The organism is Shewanella aestuarii (assembly GCF_014647215.1).
GTDB classification, from domain to species: Bacteria; Pseudomonadota; Gammaproteobacteria; order Enterobacterales; family Shewanellaceae; genus Shewanella; species Shewanella aestuarii.
In genome coordinates this window covers 165709-192651 of record NZ_BMOT01000004.1, presented here as the reverse complement: position 1 = coordinate 192651, position 26943 = coordinate 165709, and the positions used below count along the sequence as shown (strand labels likewise).

The following is a 26943-nucleotide window of genomic DNA, read 5'->3' as shown; positions in this document are numbered from 1 at the left end:
ATACTAACAATGGATTTACCGTGAATGAACAGACATTTTACTAGCTTGGCTATGATAACGTCGTTGGTTATCTTAACGGCTTGTACTAGCGCCTCATATGTGGATGACCCTTTGGTTAAGCCGCAACTACCTGAGTCTTGGCAAACCAATGCTAAGTCACTTAAAGACAATCAAACTTGGGTCACACCAATTGCAACAGAGCAGTTGTTTGAACTTATCAGGATTGGATTAAACAGCAATCAACCGCTTATTCAGCTTGCGTTAGACGTTGAAATAAAAAAGCAGCAGCTTAATATCAGTGACGCTAATTTCTGGCCTGAGTTAAACCTTGCGGCAAATAGCCGTAGAAGTGGTGACAGTGATACTCAGTCAACCCTCAATAACCTTAGTTTAGATATCAGTTATGAATTAGATATTTGGGGCAAGTTATCTGACAGTAGCAGAGCATCAAAACTGAACTTATTAACCGCGCAAGCTAACTATCAACAAGCCAGAGATTCATTGGTCGCCGAGGTGATTATCGCCTACTACAAGGTGGTAACATCGCAAGAGTTAGTTAAGCTTTTTGAGCGCAGAACAGAGAACGCTAAACTGAGTTTTGAGATTATTGAATCGGGTTATCTACAGGGATTAAATACCGCCCTTGATGTTTATTTAACTCAAAATGAATACCATAGTGAAAATTCAAATTTACTGTCACAGCGCAGCCAACGTAATAAAGACATTAGAACCTTAGAGCGATTATTAGGAGGTTATCCAGCTGGGGAGTTGCTGATTGATGCAACGCTACCTTTACTGCCTCAGGGGATTAAAATTGGCGTGCCAAGCGAGTTAGTTAAACGTAAGCCTCAACTGCAAGCGGCTTGGTACCAGCTACTGGCACAAGATGCTTTAGTTGCTTATGCACAAAAACAACGCTATCCATCAATACGTTTGGGAGGCGATATCGGCAGTGCGAGCAGTGACATTGGCAACCTATTAAGTGGCGATTACAGTTCATGGTCAGTATTTGCAGGTCTCACAGCGCCAATTTTCAATGCTGGGCGGTTAAAGTCACAGACAGAGCAACAAAAATTGATCCTCAAACAGCAAGAGCAGCAATACCTCAATACGCTCTTTGCTGCTTTTGAAGTGGTTGAAAATAACCTCGATCTCGATGCCAGTTTGCAACAGCAATATCGTTCAACGTTAAAAGCCCAAGATAATGCTCTTCAAGCCGAAACCTTATCGTTTGAGCAATACCAAAGTGGTTTAGTCAGTTACACCACAGTACTGGACGCCCAGAAGCGTGCATTTGTGGCTCAAAGTTCAGTGATCAGCTTAAAAAACCAGATTATTGCCAATCGCATTGGATTGCACCTAGCGTTGGGTGGCGATCTTGATGCCAGTGTTACAGAAGAAGAATAATATGATGAATAAGAAATACCTTATCCCAGTTGGTATCATTGCCTTAGCGATAGTGACCATAGTGCTCATCACTGCAAACCCGCCAACTTCAACCCGCGGTAAACCAATGCCTGTTGCAGCAATGACGGTTGAAACCCAAATTGTTAAATCGCAGGATTATCAGGTTCAGGTGGGCAGTTTTGGGGTGGTAAAACCACGCACGCAAAGCTCGTTAGTGACTCAAGCTTCAGGGCAGATCCTATCTATCAGTCCAAATTTTCGTGAAGGCGGCTTTTTCGAGAAAGGTGAAGTACTGGTGCAACTCGATGACCGAGATTATCTCGCTGAAGTCAAAATTGCTGAAGCCGGGTTATTACTTGCTAGACAACAACTTTTGGAAGAGCAAGCTCGAACTAACCAAGCTTTGGCTGATTGGCAGCGTCTTAGCAATGGTCGCGAACCCACATCTCTTGTGCTACGTGAACCGCAATTAGCCGCAGCAAGAGCGGCAATGTTATCTAACCAAGCTAAACTTGAAAAAGCTAACTTAGCGTTAGAGCGTACTGAAATAGTTGCACCATTTTCAGGGCGTATTTTAGAAAAAAATGTTGATATTGGCCGAGTGGTAACCACCAATGGCCAATTGGCCATCATCTATGCCACCGACTATGTCGAAATTCGTTTACCAATAAATAATAGTGACCTATCGCTCGTTGAATTGCCTGAGCAAGGTAAAACAGAAGTGGCCAGCGTGACCTTCGAATCAGATTTAATCGGTCTGCAAAATTGGAAAGGACAGTTAATTCGCACCGAAGGGGCTATCGACAGTAGTTCACAACAACTCTATGTGGTTGCCCAAATTGACGAGCCTTTTAATTATCAAAGTAACCAACCCATTCCGTTAAAAATAGGTCAATACCTGACCGCCAATATAGCCGGTAAAAAACTTGATCAAGTGATTGTTGTTCCAACTAAAGCAATATACCAAGGTACCTATGTTTACGTGGTTAACGATGGCAAATTATTACGTAAAGAAGTCACCACTCGATGGCAGAATAGCCAAGATGCCGTCATTGAAAGTGGTTTAAACAATGGTGATGAACTGGTTATTACCCCTCTTGGGCAAGTTAGCTCTGGTACGCCGGTGACGGTATTAGGTGTACCTTCAAAGGTTAAACAAAGTGAAAGTAAACCTGATTTACCCACTAAACCTTCACCGAAAGAGGAGCAACCAAGATGATTGCTTGGTTCACTAAAAACCATGTAGCAGCCAACTTATTAATGTTGTTTCTGCTGGTTCTGGGTTTAGGCTCACTTTCAACCCGTATTCCACTGGAAGTTTTCCCTACAGTTGAGTCTGAAATGGTGTCAGTAGGCATATCGCTTCGTGGCGCAACACCTGAGGATGTTGAAAAAGGGGTCACTATTCGTGTCGAAGAGGCAGTGCAAGATCTCGAAGGGATAAAGAAAATTACCTCTAATTCTTCAGAGTCATCATCGCAAGTGTTTATTGAGGTTGAAAGTGGTTACGACCCGCGTGAAATGTTGGCAGACATCAAAAGTCGTGTCGATGCGATTAACTCTTTTCCCGTTGATGCAGAAAAGCCCGTTGTAGCCTTAGCCCAGCGTAAACGTGAAGTTATCGCGGTCACGGTAACAGGGAAATATAGCGAAAAAGAGACCAGACAATTTGCCGAAGTTGTTCGAGATGAGTTACTCCGCCTTGATGGCGTAACCCAGCTGGATTTAAGTGGTGTGCGTAACTATGAGGTCTCGCTAGATTTATCGCAAAACAAATTACGTCAGTATAACTTAACCTTAGCCGAAATTTCCCGCGCGATTAACGCTTCTAGCACTGACATTTCTGCGGGTAATTTAAAAACCCAAGGCGGTGATATTTTACTGCGTTCAAAAGGCCAAGCTTACTACAAGGATGAATTTGCCAATATTGCGATTAAAACCGCAGCTGATGGCACGATTATTCGTTTAGGTGATATAGCCAATGTGGTCGATGGATTTGAAGAATCACCGGTAAGAACGCGTTTTAACGGTCAGCAAGCCGCCTTTATTGATGTTTATCGGATTGGTCAGCAAAGCGCTATCGATGTTGCGGACAAAGTCAAAAACTACATTGACTCTCGTCAGGCGACATTACCTGAGGGGTATGGATTAAGTTATTGGGATGATGACTCTGAAATTGTTAAAAACCGCATAGCGACGTTAACCAGCAGCGCCTTGCAGGGCGGGCTGTTGGTACTCTTGTTGTTGACGCTGTTTTTAAGACCATCCATCGCATTTTGGGTATTTATCGGTATTCCTGTTTCTTTTATGGGCGCTTTTATTTTCATGCCATTCTTTGGTGTTTCCCTCAATGTAATCAGTCTATTTGGATTTATCTTAGTGCTGGGGATTGTGGTCGATGATGCCATTGTTACCGGCGAAAATATCTACAGCCATCTTAGAACGGCCGAAAATGGTGAGCAAGCGGCTATTCTGGGGACACAAGAGGTGGCTGCGCCAGTGACCTTTGGCATTCTCACAACGGTCACGGCATTCTTACCTATGTTGTTTATTGAAGGAACACGTGGCGCGATATTTGGCCAAATTGCGATCGTTGTAATCCCAGTCTTACTGTTTTCACTTATTGAATCTAAGTTTGTACTTCCAGCGCATCTTAAAAATATTAAACTGCGTCATGAGAAGGATAACTACAACAAGCTAGAGCAACTACAACAAAAATTTGCGGACGGTTTCGAGCGGGCAATTATTCAGTTTTATCAACCCATTTTACGCATTGCACTAAAACATAAAACCGCAACCTTGAGCTTATTTTTAAGTGTGTTATTCGTCATTGCGGCATTGTTAGCAACTGGGTGGACTAAATTCACTTTCTTCCCGCGCATTCCCAGTGAAACCGTACGCCTCGATTTGACCATGCCTGCTGGCACATCATTTGATGTGACCAATGCGCATATCATCAGCATTGCTGCTAAAGCTGAAGCTTTGCAAGAAAAATATACCGATAAGGATACAGGTGAAAGTGTCATCATCAATATTTTGGCAACGACCGGTGGTCGCGGTGGTACATCAAGTTCAGGTGAAGTGAGATTTGAAATCACACCCGCGGAGAAACGAAAGTCAGCTATTACCTCTAGGCAACTACTGAGCGAATGGCGCCGGAGCGTCGGTGAAATTCCTGGTGCCGAATCGGTGACCTATCGTGCTGAAATTGGGCGTAGTTCAGATCCTATTGATATCCAGCTTAATGCTAACTCCCTAGAAACATTGAGTGAAGTTGCTAATAAAGTGAAAGAGCACTTAAAAACCTATCCGACCGTGTTTGATATATCAGATAGCCTCTCAAATGGTAAAGAGGAGCTGTTAATTGAATTAACAGAACAAGGTAAAGCACTTGGGTTAACTCGCCAAGAAGTGTCAAGCCAAGTAAGAAGCTTTTATTTTGGTGCTGAAGTTCAGCGAGTTCAGCGAGGACGTGATGATGTTCGAGTCATGGTTAGGTTGCCACTTAACGAACGCCAGTCAATGGATGATCTAAAAAAGGTGCTGATCACAACAAGTCTGGGATCGCAGGTACCGCTGAGTCATGTGGCAAAAATGACCTCAGGTAAGAGCCCATCAAGCATTCGACGTATTGATAGATATCGTGTGTTAAATGTCACAGCTGACGTCGACAAAGACAACACCAATATGACAGTACTTCAAGCTGATCTTAAGGATTACCTTGATAGTTTAATGGTGCAATATCCTGGTGTTAGGCACTCACTGGAAGGGGAGGCTCGCGAGCAAAGCGATAGTTTTGGGTCTTTACAGTGGGGCTTGGTATTTGTTTTATTTATGATTTACAGCTTATTAGCAATACCTTTTAAATCTTACATTCAGCCGCTCATTGTAATGAGTGTCATTCCCTTTGGTTTAATTGGTGCTGTGATAGGCCACTGGTTAATGGGCTCGCCTTTAACCATATTTAGTATATTGGGGATGTTGGCTTTAGTTGGGGTTGTGGTCAATGACTCACTGGTGCTGGTGGATTTTATCAATAAGAAACGTGCTGAGGGTATGGACTTAGTAGAAGCTGTCTTAACCGCTGGCGCGAAACGATTTAGACCAGTGATGCTGACCAGTTTAACTACCTTTATCGGTTTAATGCCGCTGCTGTTAGAACAATCCACCCAAGCACAGTTTTTGATCCCTATGGCGATATCACTGGGCTTTGGTATTATTTTTGCCACCTTTATCACCTTGATCTTAGTGCCTGTTAACTACCTTGTGGTCGAACGTTTGAAAGGTAATAAAGTTGACGAAGCACTTTTTGATCAACAATATGCTGACAGCTTTAGCTAGGCTAAAGGATAATTTTTTTACCGTTATTTAATCAAGCCAGTAGCCATTTTCTACTGGCTTTTTTATTGATACCTTTGGGGCTAACTCATTCCTAAACTCAGAAGCCGCCTTCAGTGATTATCCCGAACAGAGGTTATTGAGCTATAAGCTAAATGGATATAATGCATGAATTTAGAATAACAAATCTAATTGATCGGGTTGATTGAGTTGTTGTTCAATTAAATTGATTTTTGCTAATCCATTTAAGCTGCTGGTTGCTCTTAGCATTTCATTTAAGCGAACCGCTAATTCTGGGGCAAAAACATTATCAGGAGTATGGATAAACACCAAAGGTTGCTTGCCTTCTGCAATCCATAGGGCAAGTTTATTGCACCATTGCTGAAAAAAAGCACTGTTAATATCTGCATCTAACTGACCAATAAATCGCACAATTGGCTGTTCGGCCGTTGCAATAGGATGAACAGGCACATTTGGCTTTTTTTGTTGCGCATCAATCAAAACTGGTGTGTTGGGAAGTGCTGCAAATAGCGCACGGCTGTCCATAATAATGCGATTACATTGATGTGCGATTAACAACCGGTTGAGTGCTTTTTCTGCTTCCCCTTTATTAAAAAACTCACGATGCCGCACTTCCACTCCAAATTGCAAATTAGCCGGTAATTGTTGTAAGAATGTCGCTAACGAGGGCAGTGCGCTTGGGCCAAATTGTGCTGGTAATTGAATTTTCCAGATGGCGGTTTTTTCAATTAGAGGAGCCATCAGATTGAAAAAATGACTCAAATCAGATTGAGCATTTTGCAGCTGTAAATCGTGGGTGATTTGTCTAGGTAATTTAAAGGTAAATTTAAAGGTATCAGGAACCGCATCGCGCCAGTTCATGGCGGTAGCTAATTTAGGCAAAGCATAAAATGTAGTATTGCCCTCAACGGTATTAAATATTTGTGAATATTTTTCTAACCGCGCCGAGATAGGGGCATCGCCGTACAGGCTTTGCTTCCACTGTGTTTGAGACCACATGGCTAAGCCTAATCTTAGCAAAGGTTCGCGATTCATTTGCAGTTACCTATTAACTCATCTTGGTAAAATGGACATTTATAGTCTTTTTGGGTCACAAACCGATAAAAAGACACTTCTTAGCATGTATCCATCTATCTCAACACTATCGCTATCTGATAAAATGCCGCAGCGATTATGTGTTATATTCAAGTCGCGGATACGACGCTGGCATGTTGTCAGTATTTTGGTTTTCAATGGAGTGATTGTGTCAGATCCAAACCCAGATATGAAGTTTGATAATTATCGGCCTCAATCTTCTCAGCAAAAACAAATAGCCCAATCTAGCCGTCGAGGTAAACTGCTGTTTATCTTGCTTTTCATTATTTTATTAGTGGCGGTGGGTGTTTTTGTTGCCTTCGAAGTTAAAACCTCACATTACCAATCTAAATTAGTTAACCATTACGGCACACAACTTACTTATCAAGTGGTGCCTTTTGCTAGTGACAAAGTGATTTACCCACAGTATGGCCCGTTTGATATTCGTCATGGCTACACTAAGTTACCTCAATATATTGATAGATTAGTTAAAAATGGCTTTACTATTGAGCAGCAAGCCAGTTTTTCGCCGATGTTGATGGACTACACTCGCTATGGCTTCTTCCCGCCTTACCATGAAAAAGCCCAGTCAGGTTTAATTATTAAAGACTGTCGTGATGAAAATGTATTTGATGCACTGTACCCAAGCAGAGCCTATCAAGACAGTGACCTGATCCCAAGCGAAGTCACTAATACCTTATTATTTATTGAAAACCGTGAGCTGTGGAACCCAGAGCCTAATCATAATCCGGTGATCGACTGGCCTCGATTTGTGGTGGCTAGTATTACTCAAATTGCTGAAAAAGTCGGCGTCAACATGTCTAAAGCTGGCGGCAGTACCTTGGCCACCCAGATCGAAAAATTCCGCCACTCTGAGTTTGGTTTAACCTCCAGTATTGAAGACAAGTTACTGCAAATTGGCTCGGCGATGGTACGCGTCTATCAGCAAGGCGAAAACACTCTGGCCGCAAGGCAGCGTATTGTTCAAGACTACTTAAATACAGTGCCATTATCTTCCGCACCAGGTTTTGGCGAAGTTCATGGTATTGGTGATGGTTTATGGGCTTGGTTTAAAACCGACTTTAATCGTGCAAATCAGCTGCTAATGTCGCCGCACGATCCTAAAACCGCGGCTGAACGCGGCCAGGTTTTCAGGCAAATTGTGGCATTAATGATAGCCCAGCGTCGCCCATCTTATTATCTATTACAAGGGCACGATGATTTAGAGCAATTGGTTGATAGTCACTTACGTTTACTGGTGAGTTATGCATTAATTGACCCGCAATTGATGAACTCCGCGATGCAGCAAAAGCTCAAGTTTGACCGTCGTAAAGGTGTTGCAGATAAACCCAATAACAAAGGCGTTAATGCTGTGCGGATCAGAACCGCAGGCATGTTATCGAGCAACTTATTTGATTTAGACCGCTTAGATTTAACCGTGCAGAGTACTTTTCATGGTGATTTGCAACAGCAAGTGGGTGATTACTTACGTGGTCTAAGCCGTCAGGAAAATGCCCAGCAGGTTGGGTTATTAGGTGAGCGATTACTTACCCCAGAACAGCTACCGAATGTGTTATATAGCTTTACCTTATTTGAAAAAGATCGCGGCGTGAATCGGGTTAGGGTGCAAACCGATAGTACCGACCAACCTTTTGATATCAATGAGGGCAGTAAGCTTGAATTGGGGTCAACCGCTAAGTTAAGAGTGTTAGCCACCTACCTTGATATTGTGGCTGAGCTACAACAGCGTTTTGCGGATAAAACCGTGGCCGATTTATACCGTATTGATGTTGAACCTAAAGATAAAATTACCCGCTGGGTGGTGGATTATCTGATTGAAACCCGCGACAGAAACTTAACCCGTATGTTAGATGCTGCATTGCAACGCAACTACTCTGCATCGGTTAATGAGCGTTTCTTTACCGGCGGCGGTTTGCATGCGTTTAATAACTTTCAAAAGAAAGAAAATACCCGCAATCCTACTCTATATGAAGCTTTACAAGACTCAGTAAACTTGCCGTTTGTGCGTCTAATGCAAGATATCGTTAACTACAGTAGTAGTTATAACAGCGAAGGTAGCATGGCGCAGTTACTGCGTAATGATAAAGATCCACGCCGAGAAGAATACTTAAAAGCCTTTGCTAAACGTGAAGGTAGCACGTTTGTGCGCCGTTTCTATCGCAAGTATCAAGCATTAACACCACCCGCTCGATTAGAGACTTTCTTTAATGGTGTGCAAGCGTCAGAGCACCGTTTATCGGCAACCTATCGTTACTTGCAACCTTATAAAAGTACCGAAGATTTAAAGCAGTTTCTGCATGAGAGAATGCCAGATAAACCGCAAACGGATAAGCAGATCAATAGCCTTTACAATAAATATGGCCAAGATAAATTCAATTTGGCCGATCAGGGCTTTATTGCGCGGGTGCATCCGTTAGAACTTTGGGTATTAAGCTATTTAAATGATTATCCAGATGCCAAGTTAACTCAGGTGCTAGAAGATAGTCAGGCAACCTTGCTTGAAGTTTATCGCTGGTTATTCCGCACTCGCCATCAAAATGCCCGCGATCAGCGAATTAAAGTGATGCTAGAAGTAGAAGCATTTTTAAGTATCCATCAGCGTTGGCAACGTATGGGGTACCCTTTTGATTTTATCGTCCCCTCGCTAGGCTCTGCGTTAGGCAGCTCTGGTGACCGTCCGGCGGCATTGGCAGAGTTGATGGGAATTATTCAAAATGATGGCGTGCGCGCGCCAACTGTACGGGTTGAAAAATTGCATTTTGCGCAAGATACCCCGTATGAAGTGAAATTCACAAACGACATAAAACAGCCAATACAAGCATTGCGTCCTGAAGTGGCTATGGCATTAAAAAATGCCTTGGCGAATGTGGTCGAAAGGGGCACTGCAAGGCGCCTGAAAGACAGTATTATTAATGCTGATGGTAATATTGTCCGTTTAGGCGGTAAAACTGGCACAGGTGATAACCGTATTGCTACCGAGATCCGTAATGGGCGAAAAGTGTCGTCTACGGCAATGAACCGAACCGCTACCTTTGTGTTTTACCTCGGTGATAACTACTTTGGGACTTTAACGGCATTTGTACCTGGCGAAAAAGCGGATGATTTCAGCTTTACCTCAGCATTGCCTTTGCAAGTGCTTAAAGGCATGTTGCCGATACTGACTCCGCAATTATTTGCCCTTCAGCCTTTATGTTTAGCCGATGAACCTGAGTAAGCATTTTACTGTTTGTTGATGAATTGTGGATTAGATTGCTTAGCCGCAATTTATTCAACCTAGCCACGCGTTATCTAAAACAATAAAAAGCCACTGTGGCGACACATGCTAAAATCGACAGTCAGTGACTAGAAACAAGCCAATAAAAAAAGTCAGCTAATAATAGCTGACTTTTTTATCTCCGTTAGTCTACTTAACTTAACTTAACTTAACTTAACTTAACTTAACTTAACTTAACGGATTAACATCTATGGTTGCAGGCTTAAGCAAAGGCTTCCTGAAGTGATGGTACAACTTGCTTTTTACGGCTTAACACACCATCTAACCACACTTTACCATCTACCGTCGCTTTGCCATAAGCACGCTCAGTTAAGTCGGCACTGTCAGAAATAACCAGCATTTCACTGCCTTCTTTCATAATATCAGTCAGTAGCAATAACACACTGTGGCGATTGCCTTCTTGCTTTAGTGCAGCAATATCTGCGGCTAAATCAGCTTTGATGGCATCAAATACGGCTAAATCAATAACTTCTAGTTGGCCAATACCCACTAAGTTACCGTTCATGTTGAAGTCTTTAAAATCACGCATAACGAGATCACGTACTGGCGTGCCTTCTACCGCAGATTTGACTTTAAACATGTCCATGCCTAATTCTTTAAAGTCTTCAACGCCGGCGATTTCCGCCAGCGCTTCAACGCAACGAATATCAGCAGTGGTACAGGTTGGTGATTTGAAAATAACCGTATCACTTAAAATGGCACACATCATAATGCCAGCAATGTTTGCAGGAATTTCTACTTGATAGAAATCATACATCATCTTAATTACGGTGTTACTACAGCCCACAGGGCGGATCCAACACTCTAACGGTGTTGATGTCGTTAAATCACCCAGTTTGTGGTGATCCACAATACCCACGATAGTGGCTTGTGCAATATCGTCTGGCGCTTGGGTGATTTCAGAGTGATCAACAATATACACATTCTCGCCAGCGTAACTGGTTTTATACTCAGGAGCTTCAAAGCCGAAACGGTCTAGAATAAATGCAGTTTCAGGTGATAACTCACCTAAACGTGCGGCAATTGCAGGTTCGCCAATTTGATTTTTTAAATAAGCTAACGCGATTGCACCACAAATTGAATCCGAATCAGGGATTTTATGACCTACTACATACATTGACATTGTTAAGACTCCTCTAAATTTGCGCCGATTTTAGCAAGATTTAAATGCTTGACCAATCCTTATACGAAAAAAAGCTCTTATGCCCTGTTAAAAATCTCACTGGAGCCGTGATTCCAACCTAGCGGTTAGCCCTAGTGTGCTATAACATCAGAGTTAAGGTGTTTTCCAACGGGATTGTCTATGTTACTCGGTATTCATCATGCGGCGATCATTTGTGGCGACTATGCCGGCGCGAAACACTTTTACCATCACATACTGGGTTTACCTATTCTTGCTGAAAACTATCGCGCCGAACGTGACTCGTATAAGCTGGATTTAGCCTTACCCGATGGTAGCCAAATTGAACTCTTCTCGTTTAACCATGCGCCGCCTCGTCCCAGCTATCCCGAGGCGCAAGGATTACGCCATTTAGCGTTCAAAGTTGATGATATTGATCAGGTGGTCGCCTATTTGGTTTCGCATAATATTAATGTAGAACCCATACGTGTTGATGAATACACCCAAAAACGATTTACGTTTTTTAACGACCCAGACGGTTTACCTTTAGAGCTTTATTCTCACCATTTTTAAGGCAATATTAAGCCAAGCTCTGTAGTCTCCTGCAACATTTTATCTGTTGTACTTATGTTTGCAGGAGCGATCATTCTTATGTCTGTTACCGCCATACAAAATAAACTCAAAATTATTGATCGCAGTAAGACCTTTCAGGGGTTTGTGATTTTTGTCATTGTGGTGTCGGCATTATCCATTGGCGCGCACACCTATCATTTACCCCCATGGTTAGAAAATAGCTTATGGGTGTTAGACATAGGTATTACGGTGTTTTTTCTTTTCGAGTTAATTATTCGCTACCTTGCCAGCGATGGTGCCAAAAGCTTCTTCTCTAAAGGCTGGAATGTTTTCGACACTGTGATTGTGATTGGCAGCTTAATTCCATTAGGTGGCTCAACCGTGTTATTGGCACGATTGCTCAGGATATTCCGCGTATTGCGTTTAGTGTCTATGGTGCCTGAACTGCGAATGTTGATTAATGCCTTATTTAAAGCAATCCCGCGCATGGGTTACATAGTGTTGCTGATGTTCGTGATTTTTTATATCTATGGTGCTGTGGGCAGTATGTTCTTCGGCCATATTAATGAGTTTTTATGGGGTGATGTATCTATTGCCATGCTGACCTTGTTTCGAATATCTACATTCGAATCATGGACATCGATTATGTACGAAACCATGGCGATATACCCCTTAAGCTGGATGTTTTATTTAAGCTTCATTTTTCTGACTACTTTTACTTTTTTAAACATGATGGTGGGAACCGTATTAGATGTGATGAGTGAAGAAAGTCGTTTAATGAGTGAAGCCAAGTTGAAACTCGCCATTGAGCAGCAGGGATCTGTGGCTATCCAAAATGCTGACAGTTTAACTGGGCCTAATGGATTGGCCCAAGCAAGTGAGCTACATGATGACCATCCACACCGACCCGCAACAGCGGCAGAAGTAAAACAGCTGCATATGAAAATAGATCAACTCACGGCTCTATTACTTCAGCAGCAAAACACCCCGCGTCAGGTGGAATAAACCGCTTAATATAGTCTGATTCACTAATAGCCACAGCCCTTGATATTTTATCAGGGGCTTTTTTTATCTTAATCAGTTAGGTTAAGTGATATTCAACCTCATCTAACTTGATTTAATTTGTCTCTTCTAATCAGAATTGAGGTTTTTTAACGATTTAACGATTTAACGATTATGAATTCTCACAGGGAAAGCCATTGTCATCATTCTCAAACGATTGTGCCACCCATACACATAGCCGCGCTAAATCATATTGGCTAGGCGCACTGGCTGTCATGCCTTTAACCATCGCGGTGATCCCATGGGGCATATTGGCGGGCTCATTTGCCCTAGAAGTTGGCTTAACCGGCTTACAAAGTCAGGCTATGTCAGCCATTATTTTTGCCGGCAGCGCCCAGCTAGTTGCGCTTGGGATGATAAAAGCCGGTGTGGGGTTGGGCAGTATTCTTATCACCACCCTATTAATTACTTCACGCCATGTGCTGTATGCCATGGCAATGCGCCAGCGTATTAGCCCTTTAGCATTAAAATGGCGTTTAGCGCTGGGTTTCTTATTAACCGACGAACTGTTTGCGATTGCTAATCATGGTCAACAGCACAAGTTTGATCCTTGGTTTGCCCTTGGTGGTGGATTAACTTTTTATTTAGGGTGGAACATTGCCACTTTTATTGGCATTGTCGCCGGACAAAATATTGATAACTTAGGCGAATTAGGACTCGATTTTGCAATTGCCGCCACTTTTATTGCCATTGTGGTGCCAAGCGTAACTAAGCCCTCGGTATTAATTTGTGTGTTGGTATCGTTAGTGCTTGCGGTGGTGTGTGCAGTATTAGAAATACAATCTGGGCTGTTAATTGCCACGCTTACTGGTATGTTTGCCGGATATGCTTACGCCAGTATTACCTGTGAGTCCGTGCATCAATCAGATCAATCAGATCAATCAGATCAGTCAGATAAGCCCGCAGCTTCCGAGGAGAGCAAATGATGATTTGGTTAACCATAATACTCATGGCAATAATCGTGTTTGCCAGTCGTCATGTGTTACTTGAGCCTAAAGTACCAATTCGGTTAAGCAAGAAAACGCTGACGTTTTTAAGTTATTCCGCCCCCGCAGTATTAACCGCTATTTTTGCACCGATTGTGTTTGTACCCAATAATCAGCTGGATTTATCACTGTCTAATCCGTATCTCGTCTGCGCCATCGTTGCGACATTATTAGCATGGTTAACTAAAAATACCCTGCTAACCATAGTGATCAGTATGGGGCTGTTTTTTCTGCTTTAGGTCAGCTTTGATAAGTGAACATTAGATCAATGCCAATTAGATGTTTAAACTTTAAACCTAATCAAGGTCGTCAGCGTAATGTACTGTCATTGAACTGTATTAAGTTTGCGGTAGTGTAAGTGAATGATAACTTGCCTAGCGTTCTATTTTGTCGATATGCTAAGGTAATGAAAAATAACAAATCTATCCTGATAAATAAGAGAAGTATATGAATAAGACGGTATTGATTACAGGCGTAGGTAAACGCATCGGCTATGCACTAGCAAAGCACTTTTTAGCCCGTGGCGATAACGTTATTGGTACTTATCGTAGTCACTACGACAGCATAGAGCAGCTTCGAAAGTTAGGCGCAACGCTGATTAAATGTGATTTAACCGATGGCGCATCTGTCGCCAATTTTATTCAGCAGGTTAAAACGACAAAGCGTTTAGACTGCATTATTCATAACGCTTCAGATTGGTTGCCCGACAACAATCCATTAAGTGCCAGTGACACCATTAACCGCATGATGCAGGTACATGTGAGCGCTCCCTATGAAATTAATCTCGCATTGGCCGATTTATTAATACAAAGCGCTCAGCTAAATACCGATATGGTGGGCGCCAGCAATATTATTCATATCACTGATTATGTGGCTGAGAAAGGCAGTAAAAAGCATATTGCTTATGCGGCCAGTAAAGCGGCATTGCACAATTTAACCTTATCTTTTGCGGCCAAATTAGCACCACACGTTAAAGTTAACTCTATTGCGCCAGCGATGATTTTATTCAACGAGCACGATGATGAAGCTTATAAAGTTAAAGCGTTAGCTAAAGCAATATTGCCAAAAGAAGCCGGTAATCATGAAATTATAGCCCTCGTTGAGTACCTGCAATCAAGCCACTATGTTACGGGGCGCAGCTATGCCGTAGATGGCGGGCGGCAGTTAATGTAATGGCAGAGCGGATTTAACAGACAAAAAAATATTTAGACTTCTAGATGGCTGTTTGTTAGTGTGAATATCAGTGCAATATTCACACTGCTTATCATCAAAGGAAGGGATTATGTCAACGGCAAATTTGAAACTCGAGTCGCTCGCGCTCCACCACGGCTATAAATCCGAAGCAACCACCAAGGCTGCAGCCGTACCCATTTACCAAACTACCTCTTATACCTTTGATGACACCCAGCACGGTGCTGATCTATTCGACTTAAAAGTGGCTGGTAATATATACACCCGCATAATGAACCCCACAACAGATGTGTTAGAGCAGCGTCTTGCAGCCATTGAAGGCGGCATTGCAGCATTAGCGGTGGCTTCAGGCATGGCAGCGATTACCTATGCTATTCAAGCCTTAACTCAAGTGGGTGATAACATAGTTAGCACCAGTCAGTTATATGGTGGCACCTATAATTTATTTGCCCACACTTTACCGCGTCAAGGCGTTGAAGTTCGCATGGCCGCTTATGATGATTATGCTGGCCTTGAAGCCCTGATTGACGATAAAACCAAAGCGTTATTCTGTGAGTCGATTGGTAACCCCGCAGGTAACGTGGTCGATTTACAACGTTTAGCTGATATTGCCCATAAACATGGGGTGCCGTTAGTGGTGGATAATACCGTGGCCACTCCGGTGCTGTGCCGCGCATTTGATCATGGCGCCGATATTGTTATTCATTCATTAACCAAATATATAGGCGGCCATGGCACAACCATTGGCGGGGTGATTATTGATTCCGGTAAATTTGACTGGGTTGCCAATAAGTCACGTTTTGCCTTACTGAACCAGCCCGATCCATCTTATCATGGCGTGGTGTATACCGAAGCGTTTGGCCCAGCGGCCTTTATTGGCCGTTGCCGCGTTGTGCCATTACGGAATACCGGCGCAGCGTTATCGCCACAAAGTGCCTTTTTATTACTGCAAGGACTAGAAACCCTTAGCTTACGTATGGAACGTCATTGCAGTAATGCACTGACATTAGCTAAATACCTAGATAATCACCCACAAGTGAGTTGGGTTAATTATGCTGCACTGCCTAATAGTCCGCATTTTGAGCGTTGCCAAAAAATCACTGGCGGCAAGGCTTCAGGTATTATCAGTTTTGGCATAAAAGCCCCTAATGCGCAGGCGGGTAAAGTGGCGGGCGGTAAGTTTATTGATGCGCTACAAATGGTATTACGTTTAGTGAACATTGGTGATGCCAAGTCATTAGCTTGTCACCCAGCAAGCACTACCCACAGACAACTTGATGCGGCTGAACTGGCTAAAGCGGGCGTCTCAGAAGACTTAATTAGAATTTCAGTGGGCATTGAGCATATCGACGATATCATTGCCGATGTCAGTCAGGCACTGGAGAAAGCATTAAGCTAAGCGCATGACTCATAAGGCTTAAGATGCTATATGTTGTAAAGCCATAAACAAATCATCCCCATACATCAAGTGTAGTGGGGATGATTTTTTATGCGGCCTAGGCTGAGTGAAATATAATCAGCAAAGGTCAATTGGCTTTGGTGTTTAACTGCGGGCTAAGCGTCGAGTGGGCGTGATCACCAATGGCAATGGCACATCCCAACACTCAACAGGCAAATGACTCACCTGCTGACAATCATGGGCAAAACCAACCGCAAAAGGTTTGTTGTCCACACTGTTTTTCAAGGTTCTATCATAGTAACCACCGCCCATACCCATACGGTTACAGGCACCATCAAATGCCACTAATGGGGTCACAATCATGTCTAGCTTAGGCGTGGGGATCACGTCTTGCACATTCAGTTTAGGTTCTGAAATACCAAACTTGTTTTTAATCAATACCGATTCACTGTGGTAGTGGCAAAATAGCAAGTGACCTGGACAAAAAGGATGCACGATCGGCAAATAGGTTTTCACTCCAATATGCCATAGGGCTTCAATCAATTTTTCAGTAGCTAACTCACCATCGAAGCTGAAATACAAGGCAACATGCTGGGCATTACGTTGCTGAATTTCAGCCAACATATGACGGCTAGCAATTAACGCTAATTGATGTTGCTCAGCAGAGCTAAAGCTTTTACGTTCTTCGCGAATATGACGGCGAATAAAATCACGCCCCATACCTTGGCTGTCAAATAGCGCATAACGCTCTTGATTGCTTAATTCAAAACCAGAATCTTGATGGGCGAGGTTATCGATATGCAGATGTTGATTATCAGCATCTACTGCAGATAATGCCTGATTAGCAATGTCTAAATGTTTACTACCAGATGAGAAATAAGTGGTTTGGGCTGGTGCTGATTCTGCTGGTATTTCAGCAGTGTTCATGTAGCGAGTTAACGTCATAAATTAGGATGCTCCCCAGAATACCGTGGCTGGTGTAAGCCCTTGAACCGTAGGTTCAAGGCGGGTAAATGTTCATATCCTAAGGCTTCTCGATACGAGCCGAGCATGCACAATGTCAATGAAAGCATTCACCCTGGGTTTGTAAATATCGGCACAGGGACATTACCAACACACGCATATCCCAGGGAGCAAAACAGGTCGATAGTTGCTTAACGCAAGTATCTAAAACTGATTTTAGTCGTCCTTGCGACTTCGTTCAATCAACGAATTTTCAAGCGTAGATTGTAACAAAGAAATACGCTCGTCCATTTGCGCCATATAGTGTTTATTTTTCTGCTTTTCTTCAAACAATTCATTACCAATATTTAACGCGGCCATAATGGCTAATTCTTCGCGGCTCAAGCTATTGGTACGGGTTTTCAGGTTGGTGAGCTGTGCCTCAACCTCTCTGGCCACTGAGCGTAGGTTATCCTCACGTCCTTTGGGACATGCGATAGAGTATGTGCGCCCTAAAAGGGTTATTTCAACAGCGCTGGTACTCATAACGTCGCGGCAAGATCCTTTATAAAAAAAGCATATATTGTTAAAGCCGAACTATATAGGTGTGGATTTAAAAGCGCAAGGCAAGCAGACGCCTTTTTATCTATTTGCTGTATGTCTGAGCAAATCTGGCTTTTATCTCACATCGTGGCTGCAAGTATTTGGCGACAATAGCGAACTCTGCTAGCATTGGGAAAGTTATCGCCCTTTAGGAAAGTACCATGGCAACCCCACCTTCATTATGTATCGACAACCTTAAAAATGCCCTCGACGCCGCCGAAATTGGCCAGCACCCAGTAGAAGTTCACGGTGCATTGGTAGGCTTAATTTGTGGTGGTGTTGAACAGGATAATCAAACCTGGGTTGGCCCATTAATTGATTTAATGAACGATGGTCAGGCACTAGAAAGCAACTTACTGAAGTTAATTACCGACCTTTATCAGGACACAGTCACCCGTTTGGCTGATTTTGAATTCGGCTTCACTTTATTGCTGCCTGAAGAGGAAGTGTCATTATCGCATCGGGTTGAAGCATTGTCGCTGTGGACCCAAAGCTTTTTAACTGGCATTGCCATTATTCAGCCAAAATTGAATCAGGCATCGGACGATGTAAAAGAAGTGATCAAAGATCTTGCTGAAATCGCTCAAGTGGAATTTGATGTAGGTGATGATGAAGAATCAGAAGCTGCCTATGTTGAGTTGCAAGAGTTTGTCCGCATGGCGGCAATTTTATGTTACTCAGAATTTGGTCCAGTTCCGCCAATGGACAACACCGACACCACCCAAACCGTACACTAAATTATTTAGTCACAGGCTTTAGCCGCAAATAAATAAGCGATTGAGTTGAGATATGAATTCAGCATCAGCAGCATTACAACCCTTTGATATTGTTATTATTGGCGGTGCCATGGCGGGCGCAACCTTAGCGCTAGGACTTGCCAAGCTCAATCAAGGTCGGGCGCAGCCATTATCCATTGCCCTTATTGAAGCCCAGCAAGCCGACGACAGTCACCCAGGGTTTGATGCTCGCTCAATTGCTATTGCCCATGGTTCTATTTTTGAATTAACTCGCTTGGGCATTTGGCCTGCGCTGAGCCATTTAGGCACAGCAATTGAAGACATTCACATTTCAGATCGCGGTCATTTTGGCATGACCGAACTTAACGCCAAGCCGCTAGGCTTATCGGCATTAGGTCAAGTGGTTGAGCTCGCGCAAGTGGGGCAGGTGCTGTTTGAACAACTTAAACAAGCCGATATCACTTTATTCTGTCCCGCAAAACTCAGCCAACTCACCAGTGATGAACAGGGCCATTACCTAACGTTAGATAATGGGTTTACCCTTAGCGCTAAATTGCTGGTGGCTGCTGATGGTGCTAATTCAGTAGTGCGTGAGCAATTAAAGCAAGACGCTGAACAAATCGACTTTCAGCAAAGCGCTGTGGTGGCCAATGTTGAAACCGATAAACCGCATCAACACTGGGCATATGAAAGATTCACCGAAACTGGCCCATTAGCCTTATTACCTATGAGTAATCCGGTTGTAGTTCAAGGCCAAGCACCACGGGCTTCAAGCCATGCCAGATTATCATTGGTATGGGCGGTTTCACCTGCAAAAGCTGCGCAATTAGCCCAGACCGATGAAGCCGACTTTTTACAGCAATTACAACAAGCTTTTGGTAATCGGGCAGGGCGTTTTACCCAAGTCGGTAAACGCGTAACTTATCCGTTAACCCTAACCACTATGCCGCGGCCAATATTTCACCGTTGTGTATTTGTAGGTAATGCTGCGCAAACCTTACACCCTATAGCAGGGCAAGGTTTCAACTTAGGTTTACGTGATGTAGTGGGACTTATTCAGGTAATTGAAACCGCACTTAAACAAGCGGATGCTAACGCGGATAATAATTCAAGGGTATTTGATGTTGGCTCAAGCGAGATAGTGCATCAATATTTGGCCGCGCGTCAGGACGATCGCCACAGCACTTTGCGTAATATCGAATTTTTAGTGCGTGGTTTTTCAAATCAACATTGGCCACTCGTGGCTGGGCGCTCGCTGGGGTTAAGATTATTATCATGGTTACCACCGTTAAAACGGCCTGTGGCACAAATTGCTATGGGCTGGCGTTAATCATCCCTTTATATTCAAACACCAAAGCCATGCACCGATTTACTTTTTCACTGATGCTTTAAAAGGACACTGCTATGTATACCAGCCAAACTTTCGATGTTGCCATTGTTGGCGGCGGAATGGTGGGATTAGCTACCGCAATTGGCTTAGCTGAAGCCAATTTAAAGGTAGTGGTCATTGATGCTAGCAGCACACAAGCCCCCAGCGGTGAGCCTAAACTGCGCGTCAGTGCCATTAATAAAGCCAGTCAACAACTGCTAACCAACCTTGGCGCATGGCAATACCTTGACCATAGCCGAGTCAGTCCATACCAAAAAATGATGGTGTGGGACAAAGACGGCATGGGTAAAATTGAATTTGACGCCCATGCCATTAGCGAAAACCATCTTGGGGCGATCATTGAAAACGACGCCATTAGTTTTGCATTAGCCAAACGAGTCAGTGAGCTAACCAATATCACCCATATTGAACAACAAAAATTGCAGCGGGTGGCATTTGGCGAACGCGAAGCTTGGTTAACCCTGGAAAACGGTGACAATATGTCAGCCGCGTTAGTGATAGGTGCCGATGGCGCTAATTCATGGGTACGCCAACAATGCCAAATTCCATTAACCTTTTGGGATTATGGTCACCACGCGATAGTTGCTACTGTTCGCACCGAACTTCCCCATGATGCCACCGCACGTCAGGCCTTTTTACCTGATGGCCCTTTGGCCATGCTGCCCTTATATGAGGACAACCTGTGTTCGATAGTATGGTCAACCTCGCCGCAGCATGCTGAGCAATTGTTAGCCTTAGATGATGTGACCTTTGGCCATGCGTTAACCGCAGCCTTAGACAGTCGTTTAGGTGTATGTGAAGTGATAAGCGAGCGCCATGCGTTTCCACTACGTATGCGTTATGCCCGTCATTTTGCCCGCCATCGCTTAGTGTTAGCGGGTGATGCGGCTCATACAGTGCATCCATTGGCAGGGCAAGGGGTTAACTTAGGCTTTTTAGATGCTGCCAGTATTATTCAAACCGTGACAGAACTGCATGAGCAGGGCAAAGACATTGGTGAATATCGTCATTTACGCGCGTTAGAGCGCTGGCGTAAAACGGAAGCCATGGAAATGATCGCCACCATGGAAGCCTTTAAGCGACTGTTTGCTGGACGCAATCCTGTGAAAAAAGCCATCCGCGACATCGGATTGTCTTTGGTCGATAATGTTGCTGGTCTGAAAACAGTGTTCGTCAGACAGGCCATGGGCAACAAGATGACATTACCTAAACTGTGTCGTGAATCAATTTCATCTTAAGAATCTTTAAAATCGCTTATATATCAGGTGATCCAGCGCTATAGATGATTTTCATTTAAAAGAGTTGTAAATTTATTACAGGTATCGCATTAGCTAAACTAATGATATGCCTGTCGGATTAGAAAATTTTTTTGTATACAATCCAACTCTGCCGAGTATAATTTTGGCCGAATTTTAGCAAATACCTAGGCTGTGTTTTTTTACATGGCACTACCCACAATAAGGGATAAGAATGGCTAGCAAAACGGTACTCTTCAGCAAGCATTTAGAATCGAACGCCAAAATGGTGGATTTCCACGGTTGGGAAATGCCAATCAACTATGGTTCGCAAATCGAAGAGCATCATGCTGTTCGTCAAGACGCGGGTATGTTTGACGTGTCACACATGACGGTTGTCGATGTTACTGGCACTGACGCATGTGCATTCTTACGTAAGCTATTAGCAAACGATGTCGCCAAACTGACCGTACCAGGCAAAGCCTTATACGGCGGCATGCTAGACGAAAACGCTGGTATCATCGACGATCTTATCACTTACTATTTAACCGACACGCACTACCGCGTTGTGGTTAACTCAGCCACCCGCGAAAAAGACCTAGCGTGGATCAACAAGCAAGCTGCAGCCTTTGATGTCAGCATCACTGAGCGTCCAGAGCTAGCGATGATCGCCGTACAAGGCCCTAACGCTAAAGCGAAAGCCGCTAAAGTATTCAATGCCGAGCAAAATGCAGCGATTGAAGGCATGAAGCCATTCTTTGGCGTGCAATCTGGCAGCCTATTTATTGCTACCACAGGTTATACCGGTGAAGCAGGCTACGAAATTATCGTCCCTGAAGACGAAGCTCAGGCGCTATGGCAAGCACTTTTAGACGTTGAAGTTCGTCCTTGTGGTCTAGGCGCGCGTGACACATTACGTTTAGAAGCCGGTATGAACCTATACGGTTTAGACATGGACGAAAGCATTAATCCATTAGCTGCTAACATGGGTTGGACCGTAGCGTGGGAGCCAAGCGACCGTGACTTTATTGGCCGCGCAGCATTAACTCAATTAAAAGCTGCTGGCACCGACAAATTAGTTGGTCTAGTTATGGAAGAAAAAGGCGTTTTACGCCATGATATGCCAGTGTTTTTCACCGATGAAAACGGTGTAGAGCATCAAGGTGCGATCACCAGCGGGACTTTCTCGCCAACTTTAGGCTATTCTATTGCAATGGCACGCGTACCAAACGGTATTGGTACGGTTGCCGAAGTTGAAATGCGTAAAAAACGCGTTGCGGTTAAAGTGATTGCCCCAAGCTTTGTACGTAACGGCAAACAAGCATTCTAAATTAAGCAGTTTGCTAAGCAGCATTGACGCTTAGCCAGCTGGAACAATTTTTACAACAGATTACAGAACCAGATTAAAGGACAACGACAATGAGCAACATTCCAGCAGATTTGAAATATGCTTCTTCACACGAGTGGATCCGTCTTGAAACTGACGGTAGCTACACAGTAGGTATTACTGAGCACGCTCAAGAGCTTTTAGGTGACATGGTATTCGTAGAATTACCAGAAGTGGGTGACACGGTTACCGCTGGTGAAGACTGTGCAGTTGCAGAATCTGTTAAAGCGGCATCTGATATCTATGCTCCTATTTCTGGCGAAGTCATTGCCATTAACGAAGCATTAGAAGACTCTCCAGAGTTAGTCAACAGCGATGCATTCGGCGACGGTTGGTTCTTCCGCGTAATGCCATCTGATGCGTCTGAAGCTGACGGCCTATTAGATGCTGAAGGCTATCAAGAAGTTATCGACGAAGAGTAAATCTTGTCGGCACTGAGAAGCTCCCTCGGGAGCTTCTTTGTTTTGTGTGGCGCGCTGCAACACGTCATTAGATAAAAATATCAACAAAAAAACACTTTTTGAAAGATATCGACGTATTACACACATTCACACGTACCACTATTTCACACATACCCAGTAACTGTGCCCTACAGCCCACTACTGGCAAATTTGGAACAAGGTTAATCATGACCAAGCAAACGCTTACACAATTAGAACAGCACGAATTATTTTTAACGCGTCACATTGGCCCGAATGTCGCTCAACAGCAAGAAATGTTGAACTTCGTTGGTGCAGAGTCGTTAGAAGATTTAACCGCGCAAACTGTGCCGGGAAAAATTCGTTTACCACAGGAATTAACCATTGGTGATTCATGTGGTGAAGCTGAAGGTATCAGCTACATCCGTAACATTGCCGATAAAAATAAAGTCTTTAAAAACTATATCGGTATGGGTTACTACGGCGTACAAGTACCCAACGTTATTTTGCGTAATGTGTTTGAAAATCCAGGTTGGTACACAGCGTACACGCCTTACCAGCCAGAAATCGCCCAAGGTCGTTTAGAAGCTATTCTTAACTTTCAACAAATGTCGATGGACTTAACGGGTCTTGATTTAGCCTCAGCATCATTACTAGATGAAGCCACCGCAGCAGCAGAAGCCATGGCACTGGCTAAGCGCGTGTCTAAAGCTAAAAAATCCAACACTTTCTTCGTTGCCGACGATGTATTCCCACAAACATTAGACGTGGTTAAAACCCGTGCTGAATGTTTTGGATTTGAAGTGGTTGTTGGCCCAGCAAGCGATGCAGTAAACTACGAGCTATTTGGTGCATTGTTTCAATACACTAACCGTCACGGTCAAATTACTGATTACACTGAGCTATTTGCCACTTTACGTGAAAGCAAAGCCATCATTACCGTTGCTGCCGACATCATGTCATTAGTGTTACTGAAATCACCAGGCGCTATGGGCGCTGACGTGGTATTTGGTAGTGCACAGCGTTTTGGCGTACCAATGGGATACGGCGGACCACACGCTGCGTTTTTCGTTGCCCGTGACGAACACAAACGTTCAATGCCAGGTCGTATCATTGGTGTGTCAAAAGACACCCGTGGTAATCAAGCTCTGCGTATGGCAATGCAAACGCGTGAGCAACATATTCGCCGCGAAAAAGCCAACTCAAACATTTGTACTGCGCAAATCTTACTGGCCAACATGGCATCGTTCTACGCAGTATTCCACGGCCCACAAGGCTTAAAAACGATTGCATCACGTATTAATCGTTTTGCTGATATCTTAGCTGCAGGTATACAAGCTAAAGGCTTAAACCTAGTTAACAGCACTTGGTTTGACACCATCAGCGTAGCGGGTGCCGACGTAGCAGGCATTAATGCTCGCGCACTAGCCGCTGGTATTAACCTGCGTATCGACGCAGACGGCGTATTTGGTATCAGCTTAGATGAAACCACAGTACGTGCTGATGTTGCTGCATTATTTGATGTGATTTTAGGCGCAGGCCATGGCTTAGACGTTGCTGCACTTGATGCACAAGTTATCGCTAACGGTAGCCAATCTATTCCAGCAGCACTTGTGCGTCAGGACGCGGTATTAACCCATCCAACATTCAATCGCTACCAAAGCGAAACTGAAATGATGCGTTATATCAAGCGTCTAGAAAATAAAGATTTAGCATTGAACCACTCAATGATCTCATTGGGTTCGTGCACCATGAAGTTAAACGCTGCAGTAGAAATGCTGCCAGTCAGCTGGCCAGAATTTGCTAACATGCACCCATTCTGCCCGCTAGATCAAGCGCAAGGCTACACTCAGTTAATTACTGAGTTATCAGACTACCTAGTGAATATCACCGGCTACGACGCCGTATGTATCCAGCCTAATTCGGGCGCACAAGGTGAGTACGCAGGCTTATTAGCCATTAAAAAGTACCACGAGTCTCGCGGCGACGCGCACCGTGATATCTGTTTGATTCCACAATCTGCTCACGGTACTAACCCTGCATCGGCGCAACTTGCCGGGATGAAAGTGGTGGTAACCGCCTGTGATAAAGAAGGTAACGTTGATCTAGAAGATTTACGTGCTAAAGCAAGCGAGCTTGCTGACAGCCTATCGTGCATCATGATCACTTACCCATCTACCCATGGTGTGTATGAAGAATCTATCCGCGAAGTGTGCGAAATTGTTCACCAGTACGGTGGTCAAGTGTACCTAGACGGTGCCAACATGAACGCACAGGTTGGTTTAACTTCTCCAGGCTTTATCGGTGCTGACGTATCACATTTAAACCTACACAAAACCTTTGCTATCCCGCACGGCGGTGGTGGTCCAGGTATGGGCCCAATCGGAGTTAAAGCTCACCTAGCGCCATTTGTTGCCGGTCACGTTGTGGTTAAGCCAGGCCGTGAAAGCGACAACAACGGTGCCGTGTCAGCAGCGCCATACGGCAGTGCTAGCATTTTACCTATCAGCTGGATGTATATTAAGTTGTTAGGTACTAAAGGTGTGACACAATCAACCCAAATGGCATTGTTAAACGCTAACTACGTGATGAAAAAGCTATCTGCACATTACCCAGTATTATTTACAGGCCGTAATGACCGCGTAGCCCACGAATGTATTTTAGATTTACGTCCGCTAAAAGAAGCGTCAGGCGTCACTGAAATGGACATAGCTAAGCGTCTAAACGACTACGGTTTCCACGCCCCAACCATGAGCTTCCCAGTTGCGGGAACGTTAATGATTGAGCCAACTGAATCAGAGTCAAAAGTAGAGTTAGATCGCTTCATTGAAGCTATGGTCTCTATACGCGCTGAGATTGCTAAAGTTGAGTCAGGTGAGTGGCCAGCAGACAACAACCCACTGCACAATGCACCACACACCATGGCCGACATTATGGACGCTGAGTTCGACTCACGCCCATACAGCCGCGAAGTGGCCGTGTTCCCAACAGCATCAGTTAAAGCCAACAAGTTCTGGCCAACGGTTAACCGTATTGATGATGTTTATGGTGACAGAAATCTAATGTGTTCTTGCGCACCATTATCTGATTACGAATAATTGCTGCTTAGTCTTGATAATACGGCCTCAGTTTAAGGTTTTCGCTGCTCATTGACACTAGTCAACTCCGCGGCGAAAACCTCAAACTTCATTGTCTTATCATCGCCAGCGACGCAATTATGGTGATAGCTGACTCCATTGAAGTTTAGTTATTTATCAAAGTGAAAAAGCGAACCGATTGGTTCGCTTTTTTTATGGAGGCTTAGCCTCAGTAATATGGCATCAGCCGCTACTTTTTGCATGGCTCTAAGTTAAGAGTTTTACAACAGTCAACTCCGTGGCAAAAAGCAGCGGCTTTTTTGTCTTACTTTCGGCAGTTACGCTATTTGGCTGCTTAGGCTCGCTATTACGGCGTTGAACCTCGGCTCCAGTGCTCATTGACACTAGTCAACTCAGCTACGAAAACCTCAAACTTCATTGTCTTATCATCGCCAGCGACGCAATTATCGTGATAGCTAACTCCATTGAAGTTTAGTTATTTATCAAAGTGAAAAAGCGAACCGATTGGTTCGCTTTTTTGTTGGAGGCTTAACCTCAGTAATACGGCATCAGCCGCTACTTTTTGCATGGCTCGAAGTTAAGAGTTTGACAACAGTCAACTCCGTGGCAAAAAGCAGCGGCTTTTTTGCCTTACTTTTGACAGCTACGCTATTTAGCTGCTTAATC

20 protein-coding genes and 1 other RNA gene are annotated in these 26943 nt (G+C 43.9%); 16 read left to right on the top strand and 5 right to left on the bottom strand.

Annotated features, from left to right (window positions below):
• The first annotated feature begins 24 nt into the window (after window positions 1-24).
• Genes IEY03_RS08230 through IEY03_RS08220 form a run of 3 tightly spaced genes read left to right on the top strand, consistent with a single transcriptional unit; the run spans window position 25 to window position 5748 of the window.
• Complete coding sequence (locus IEY03_RS08230) at window positions 25-1407, top strand: TolC family protein (RefSeq protein ID WP_229778246.1); 1383 nt, start codon at window positions 25-27, stop codon at window positions 1405-1407.
• A gap of 1 nt (window position 1408) precedes the next feature.
• On the top strand, window positions 1409-2626 hold the full coding sequence (locus IEY03_RS08225) for an efflux RND transporter periplasmic adaptor subunit (RefSeq protein ID WP_188840870.1): 1218 nt from the start codon (window positions 1409-1411) through the stop codon (window positions 2624-2626).
• Window positions 2623-5748 (top strand): efflux RND transporter permease subunit, encoded by a 3126-nt coding sequence (locus tag IEY03_RS08220; protein ID WP_188840869.1) that lies wholly within the window; start codon window positions 2623-2625, stop codon window positions 5746-5748. The genes IEY03_RS08225 and IEY03_RS08220 overlap by 4 nt, the downstream gene beginning before the upstream one ends.
• Window positions 5749-5919: 171 nt before the next feature.
• On the opposite strand, the gene IEY03_RS08215 is transcribed toward IEY03_RS08220, so the two are convergent.
• Window positions 5920-6801 (bottom strand): DUF72 domain-containing protein, encoded by an 882-nt coding sequence (locus IEY03_RS08215; protein WP_229778245.1) that lies wholly within the window; start codon window positions 6799-6801, stop codon window positions 5920-5922.
• A 208-nt stretch (window positions 6802-7009) separates the two neighbouring features.
• Between IEY03_RS08215 and IEY03_RS08210 the strand changes: the two genes are divergently transcribed.
• Window positions 7010-10075 (top strand): transglycosylase domain-containing protein, encoded by a 3066-nt coding sequence (locus IEY03_RS08210; RefSeq protein WP_346055228.1) that lies wholly within the window; start codon window positions 7010-7012, stop codon window positions 10073-10075.
• A gap of 262 nt (window positions 10076-10337) precedes the next feature.
• On the opposite strand, the gene IEY03_RS08205 is transcribed toward IEY03_RS08210, so the two are convergent.
• On the bottom strand, window positions 10338-11258 hold the full coding sequence (locus IEY03_RS08205; protein WP_188840868.1) for a manganese-dependent inorganic pyrophosphatase: 921 nt from the start codon (window positions 11256-11258) through the stop codon (window positions 10338-10340).
• A 180-nt stretch (window positions 11259-11438) separates the two neighbouring features.
• Here IEY03_RS08205 and gloA2 point away from each other — a divergent pair, with 180 nt between their 5' ends.
• From gloA2 to IEY03_RS08175, 6 genes are all read left to right on the top strand, one after another.
• Entirely contained in the window at window positions 11439-11828 is a 390-nt protein-coding gene (gene gloA2 / locus IEY03_RS08200) for an SMU1112c/YaeR family gloxylase I-like metalloprotein (RefSeq protein WP_188840867.1), read from the top strand.
• 78 nt (window positions 11829-11906) lie between these two features.
• Complete coding sequence (locus IEY03_RS08195) at window positions 11907-12833, top strand: ion transporter (protein ID WP_229778244.1); 927 nt, start codon at window positions 11907-11909, stop codon at window positions 12831-12833.
• A gap of 263 nt (window positions 12834-13096) precedes the next feature.
• Window positions 13097-13816, top strand: a complete 720-nt coding sequence (locus IEY03_RS08190; RefSeq protein WP_373290849.1) for an AzlC family ABC transporter permease — start codon at window positions 13097-13099, stop codon at window positions 13814-13816.
• On the top strand, window positions 13816-14115 hold the full coding sequence (locus IEY03_RS08185) for an AzlD domain-containing protein (RefSeq protein ID WP_188840980.1): 300 nt from the start codon (window positions 13816-13818) through the stop codon (window positions 14113-14115). Before IEY03_RS08190 ends, IEY03_RS08185 begins: the two co-directional genes overlap by 1 nt.
• A gap of 208 nt (window positions 14116-14323) precedes the next feature.
• Window positions 14324-15049: a dihydromonapterin reductase gene (folM, locus tag IEY03_RS08180; RefSeq protein ID WP_188840866.1), complete on the top strand. Its 726-nt coding sequence runs from the start codon at window positions 14324-14326 to the stop codon at window positions 15047-15049.
• A 124-nt stretch (window positions 15050-15173) separates the two neighbouring features.
• A complete protein-coding gene (locus IEY03_RS08175) occupies window positions 15174-16466 on the top strand; it encodes an O-acetylhomoserine aminocarboxypropyltransferase/cysteine synthase family protein (RefSeq protein ID WP_188840979.1) in 1293 nt (430 codons plus the stop codon).
• 144 nt (window positions 16467-16610) lie between these two features.
• Here IEY03_RS08175 and IEY03_RS08170 read toward each other — a convergent pair whose 3' ends face one another.
• From IEY03_RS08170 to IEY03_RS08160, 3 genes are all read right to left on the bottom strand, one after another.
• Entirely contained in the window at window positions 16611-17411 is an 801-nt protein-coding gene (locus IEY03_RS08170) for a 5-formyltetrahydrofolate cyclo-ligase (protein WP_229778238.1), read from the bottom strand.
• Between the two features lie 8 nt (window positions 17412-17419).
• Window positions 17420-17602, bottom strand: a non-coding RNA gene (ssrS, locus tag IEY03_RS08165) — 6S RNA.
• A gap of 43 nt (window positions 17603-17645) precedes the next feature.
• Window positions 17646-17954: a cell division protein ZapA gene (locus tag IEY03_RS08160; RefSeq protein WP_188840865.1), complete on the bottom strand. Its 309-nt coding sequence runs from the start codon at window positions 17952-17954 to the stop codon at window positions 17646-17648.
• A gap of 218 nt (window positions 17955-18172) precedes the next feature.
• On the opposite strand from IEY03_RS08160, the gene IEY03_RS08155 reads away from it, so the two are divergent.
• The 6 genes from IEY03_RS08155 to gcvP all read left to right on the top strand — a co-directional run bounded on the left by IEY03_RS08155 (window position 18173) and on the right by gcvP (window position 26277).
• Window positions 18173-18748, top strand: a complete 576-nt coding sequence (locus IEY03_RS08155; protein WP_188840864.1) for a UPF0149 family protein — start codon at window positions 18173-18175, stop codon at window positions 18746-18748.
• Between the two features lie 52 nt (window positions 18749-18800).
• Window positions 18801-20078, top strand: a complete 1278-nt coding sequence (gene ubiH / locus IEY03_RS08150; protein WP_188840863.1) for a 2-octaprenyl-6-methoxyphenyl hydroxylase — start codon at window positions 18801-18803, stop codon at window positions 20076-20078.
• A gap of 74 nt (window positions 20079-20152) precedes the next feature.
• Complete coding sequence (locus IEY03_RS08145) at window positions 20153-21376, top strand: FAD-dependent oxidoreductase (protein WP_188840862.1); 1224 nt, start codon at window positions 20153-20155, stop codon at window positions 21374-21376.
• A 232-nt stretch (window positions 21377-21608) separates the two neighbouring features.
• Complete coding sequence (gcvT, locus tag IEY03_RS08140; protein WP_188840861.1) at window positions 21609-22703, top strand: glycine cleavage system aminomethyltransferase GcvT; 1095 nt, start codon at window positions 21609-21611, stop codon at window positions 22701-22703.
• 89 nt (window positions 22704-22792) lie between these two features.
• The gene (gcvH, locus tag IEY03_RS08135; RefSeq protein WP_188840860.1) at window positions 22793-23182 is read left to right on the top strand and encodes a glycine cleavage system protein GcvH; all 390 of its coding nucleotides are present in this window, start codon (window positions 22793-22795) and stop codon (window positions 23180-23182) included.
• A gap of 206 nt (window positions 23183-23388) precedes the next feature.
• Window positions 23389-26277 carry an aminomethyl-transferring glycine dehydrogenase gene (gene gcvP / locus IEY03_RS08130; RefSeq protein ID WP_188840859.1) on the top strand — a complete coding sequence of 963 codons (2889 nt, stop codon included), beginning with the start codon at window positions 23389-23391 and terminating at the stop codon, window positions 26275-26277.
• Window positions 26278-26943 lie beyond the last annotated feature (666 nt).

What these genes read in the sequence shown, in the direction of transcription:
- gcvT (WP_188840861.1), top strand. Translation starts at nt 21,609, where the DNA reads ATGGCTAGCAAAACGGTACTCTTCAGCAAGCATTTAGAATCGAACGCC.
- IEY03_RS08205 (WP_188840868.1), bottom strand. Translation starts at nt 11,258, where the DNA reads ATGTCAATGTATGTAGTAGGTCATAAAATCCCTGATTCGGATTCAATT.
- IEY03_RS08230 (WP_229778246.1), top strand. Translation starts at nt 25, where the DNA reads ATGAACAGACATTTTACTAGCTTGGCTATGATAACGTCGTTGGTTATC.
- IEY03_RS08145 (WP_188840862.1), top strand. Translation starts at nt 20,153, where the DNA reads ATGTATACCAGCCAAACTTTCGATGTTGCCATTGTTGGCGGCGGAATG.
- folM (WP_188840866.1), top strand. Translation starts at nt 14,324, where the DNA reads ATGAATAAGACGGTATTGATTACAGGCGTAGGTAAACGCATCGGCTAT.
- gcvH (WP_188840860.1), top strand. Translation starts at nt 22,793, where the DNA reads ATGAGCAACATTCCAGCAGATTTGAAATATGCTTCTTCACACGAGTGG.
- gcvP (WP_188840859.1), top strand. Translation starts at nt 23,389, where the DNA reads ATGACCAAGCAAACGCTTACACAATTAGAACAGCACGAATTATTTTTA.
- IEY03_RS08160 (WP_188840865.1), bottom strand. Translation starts at nt 17,954, where the DNA reads ATGAGTACCAGCGCTGTTGAAATAACCCTTTTAGGGCGCACATACTCT.
- IEY03_RS08170 (WP_229778238.1), bottom strand. Translation starts at nt 17,411, where the DNA reads ATGACGTTAACTCGCTACATGAACACTGCTGAAATACCAGCAGAATCA.
- gloA2 (WP_188840867.1), top strand. Translation starts at nt 11,439, where the DNA reads ATGTTACTCGGTATTCATCATGCGGCGATCATTTGTGGCGACTATGCC.
- IEY03_RS08215 (WP_229778245.1), bottom strand. Translation starts at nt 6,801, where the DNA reads ATGAATCGCGAACCTTTGCTAAGATTAGGCTTAGCCATGTGGTCTCAA.
- IEY03_RS08195 (WP_229778244.1), top strand. Translation starts at nt 11,907, where the DNA reads ATGTCTGTTACCGCCATACAAAATAAACTCAAAATTATTGATCGCAGT.
- IEY03_RS08155 (WP_188840864.1), top strand. Translation starts at nt 18,173, where the DNA reads ATGGCAACCCCACCTTCATTATGTATCGACAACCTTAAAAATGCCCTC.
- ubiH (WP_188840863.1), top strand. Translation starts at nt 18,801, where the DNA reads ATGAATTCAGCATCAGCAGCATTACAACCCTTTGATATTGTTATTATT.
- IEY03_RS08185 (WP_188840980.1), top strand. Translation starts at nt 13,816, where the DNA reads ATGATTTGGTTAACCATAATACTCATGGCAATAATCGTGTTTGCCAGT.
- IEY03_RS08225 (WP_188840870.1), top strand. Translation starts at nt 1,409, where the DNA reads ATGATGAATAAGAAATACCTTATCCCAGTTGGTATCATTGCCTTAGCG.
- IEY03_RS08220 (WP_188840869.1), top strand. Translation starts at nt 2,623, where the DNA reads ATGATTGCTTGGTTCACTAAAAACCATGTAGCAGCCAACTTATTAATG.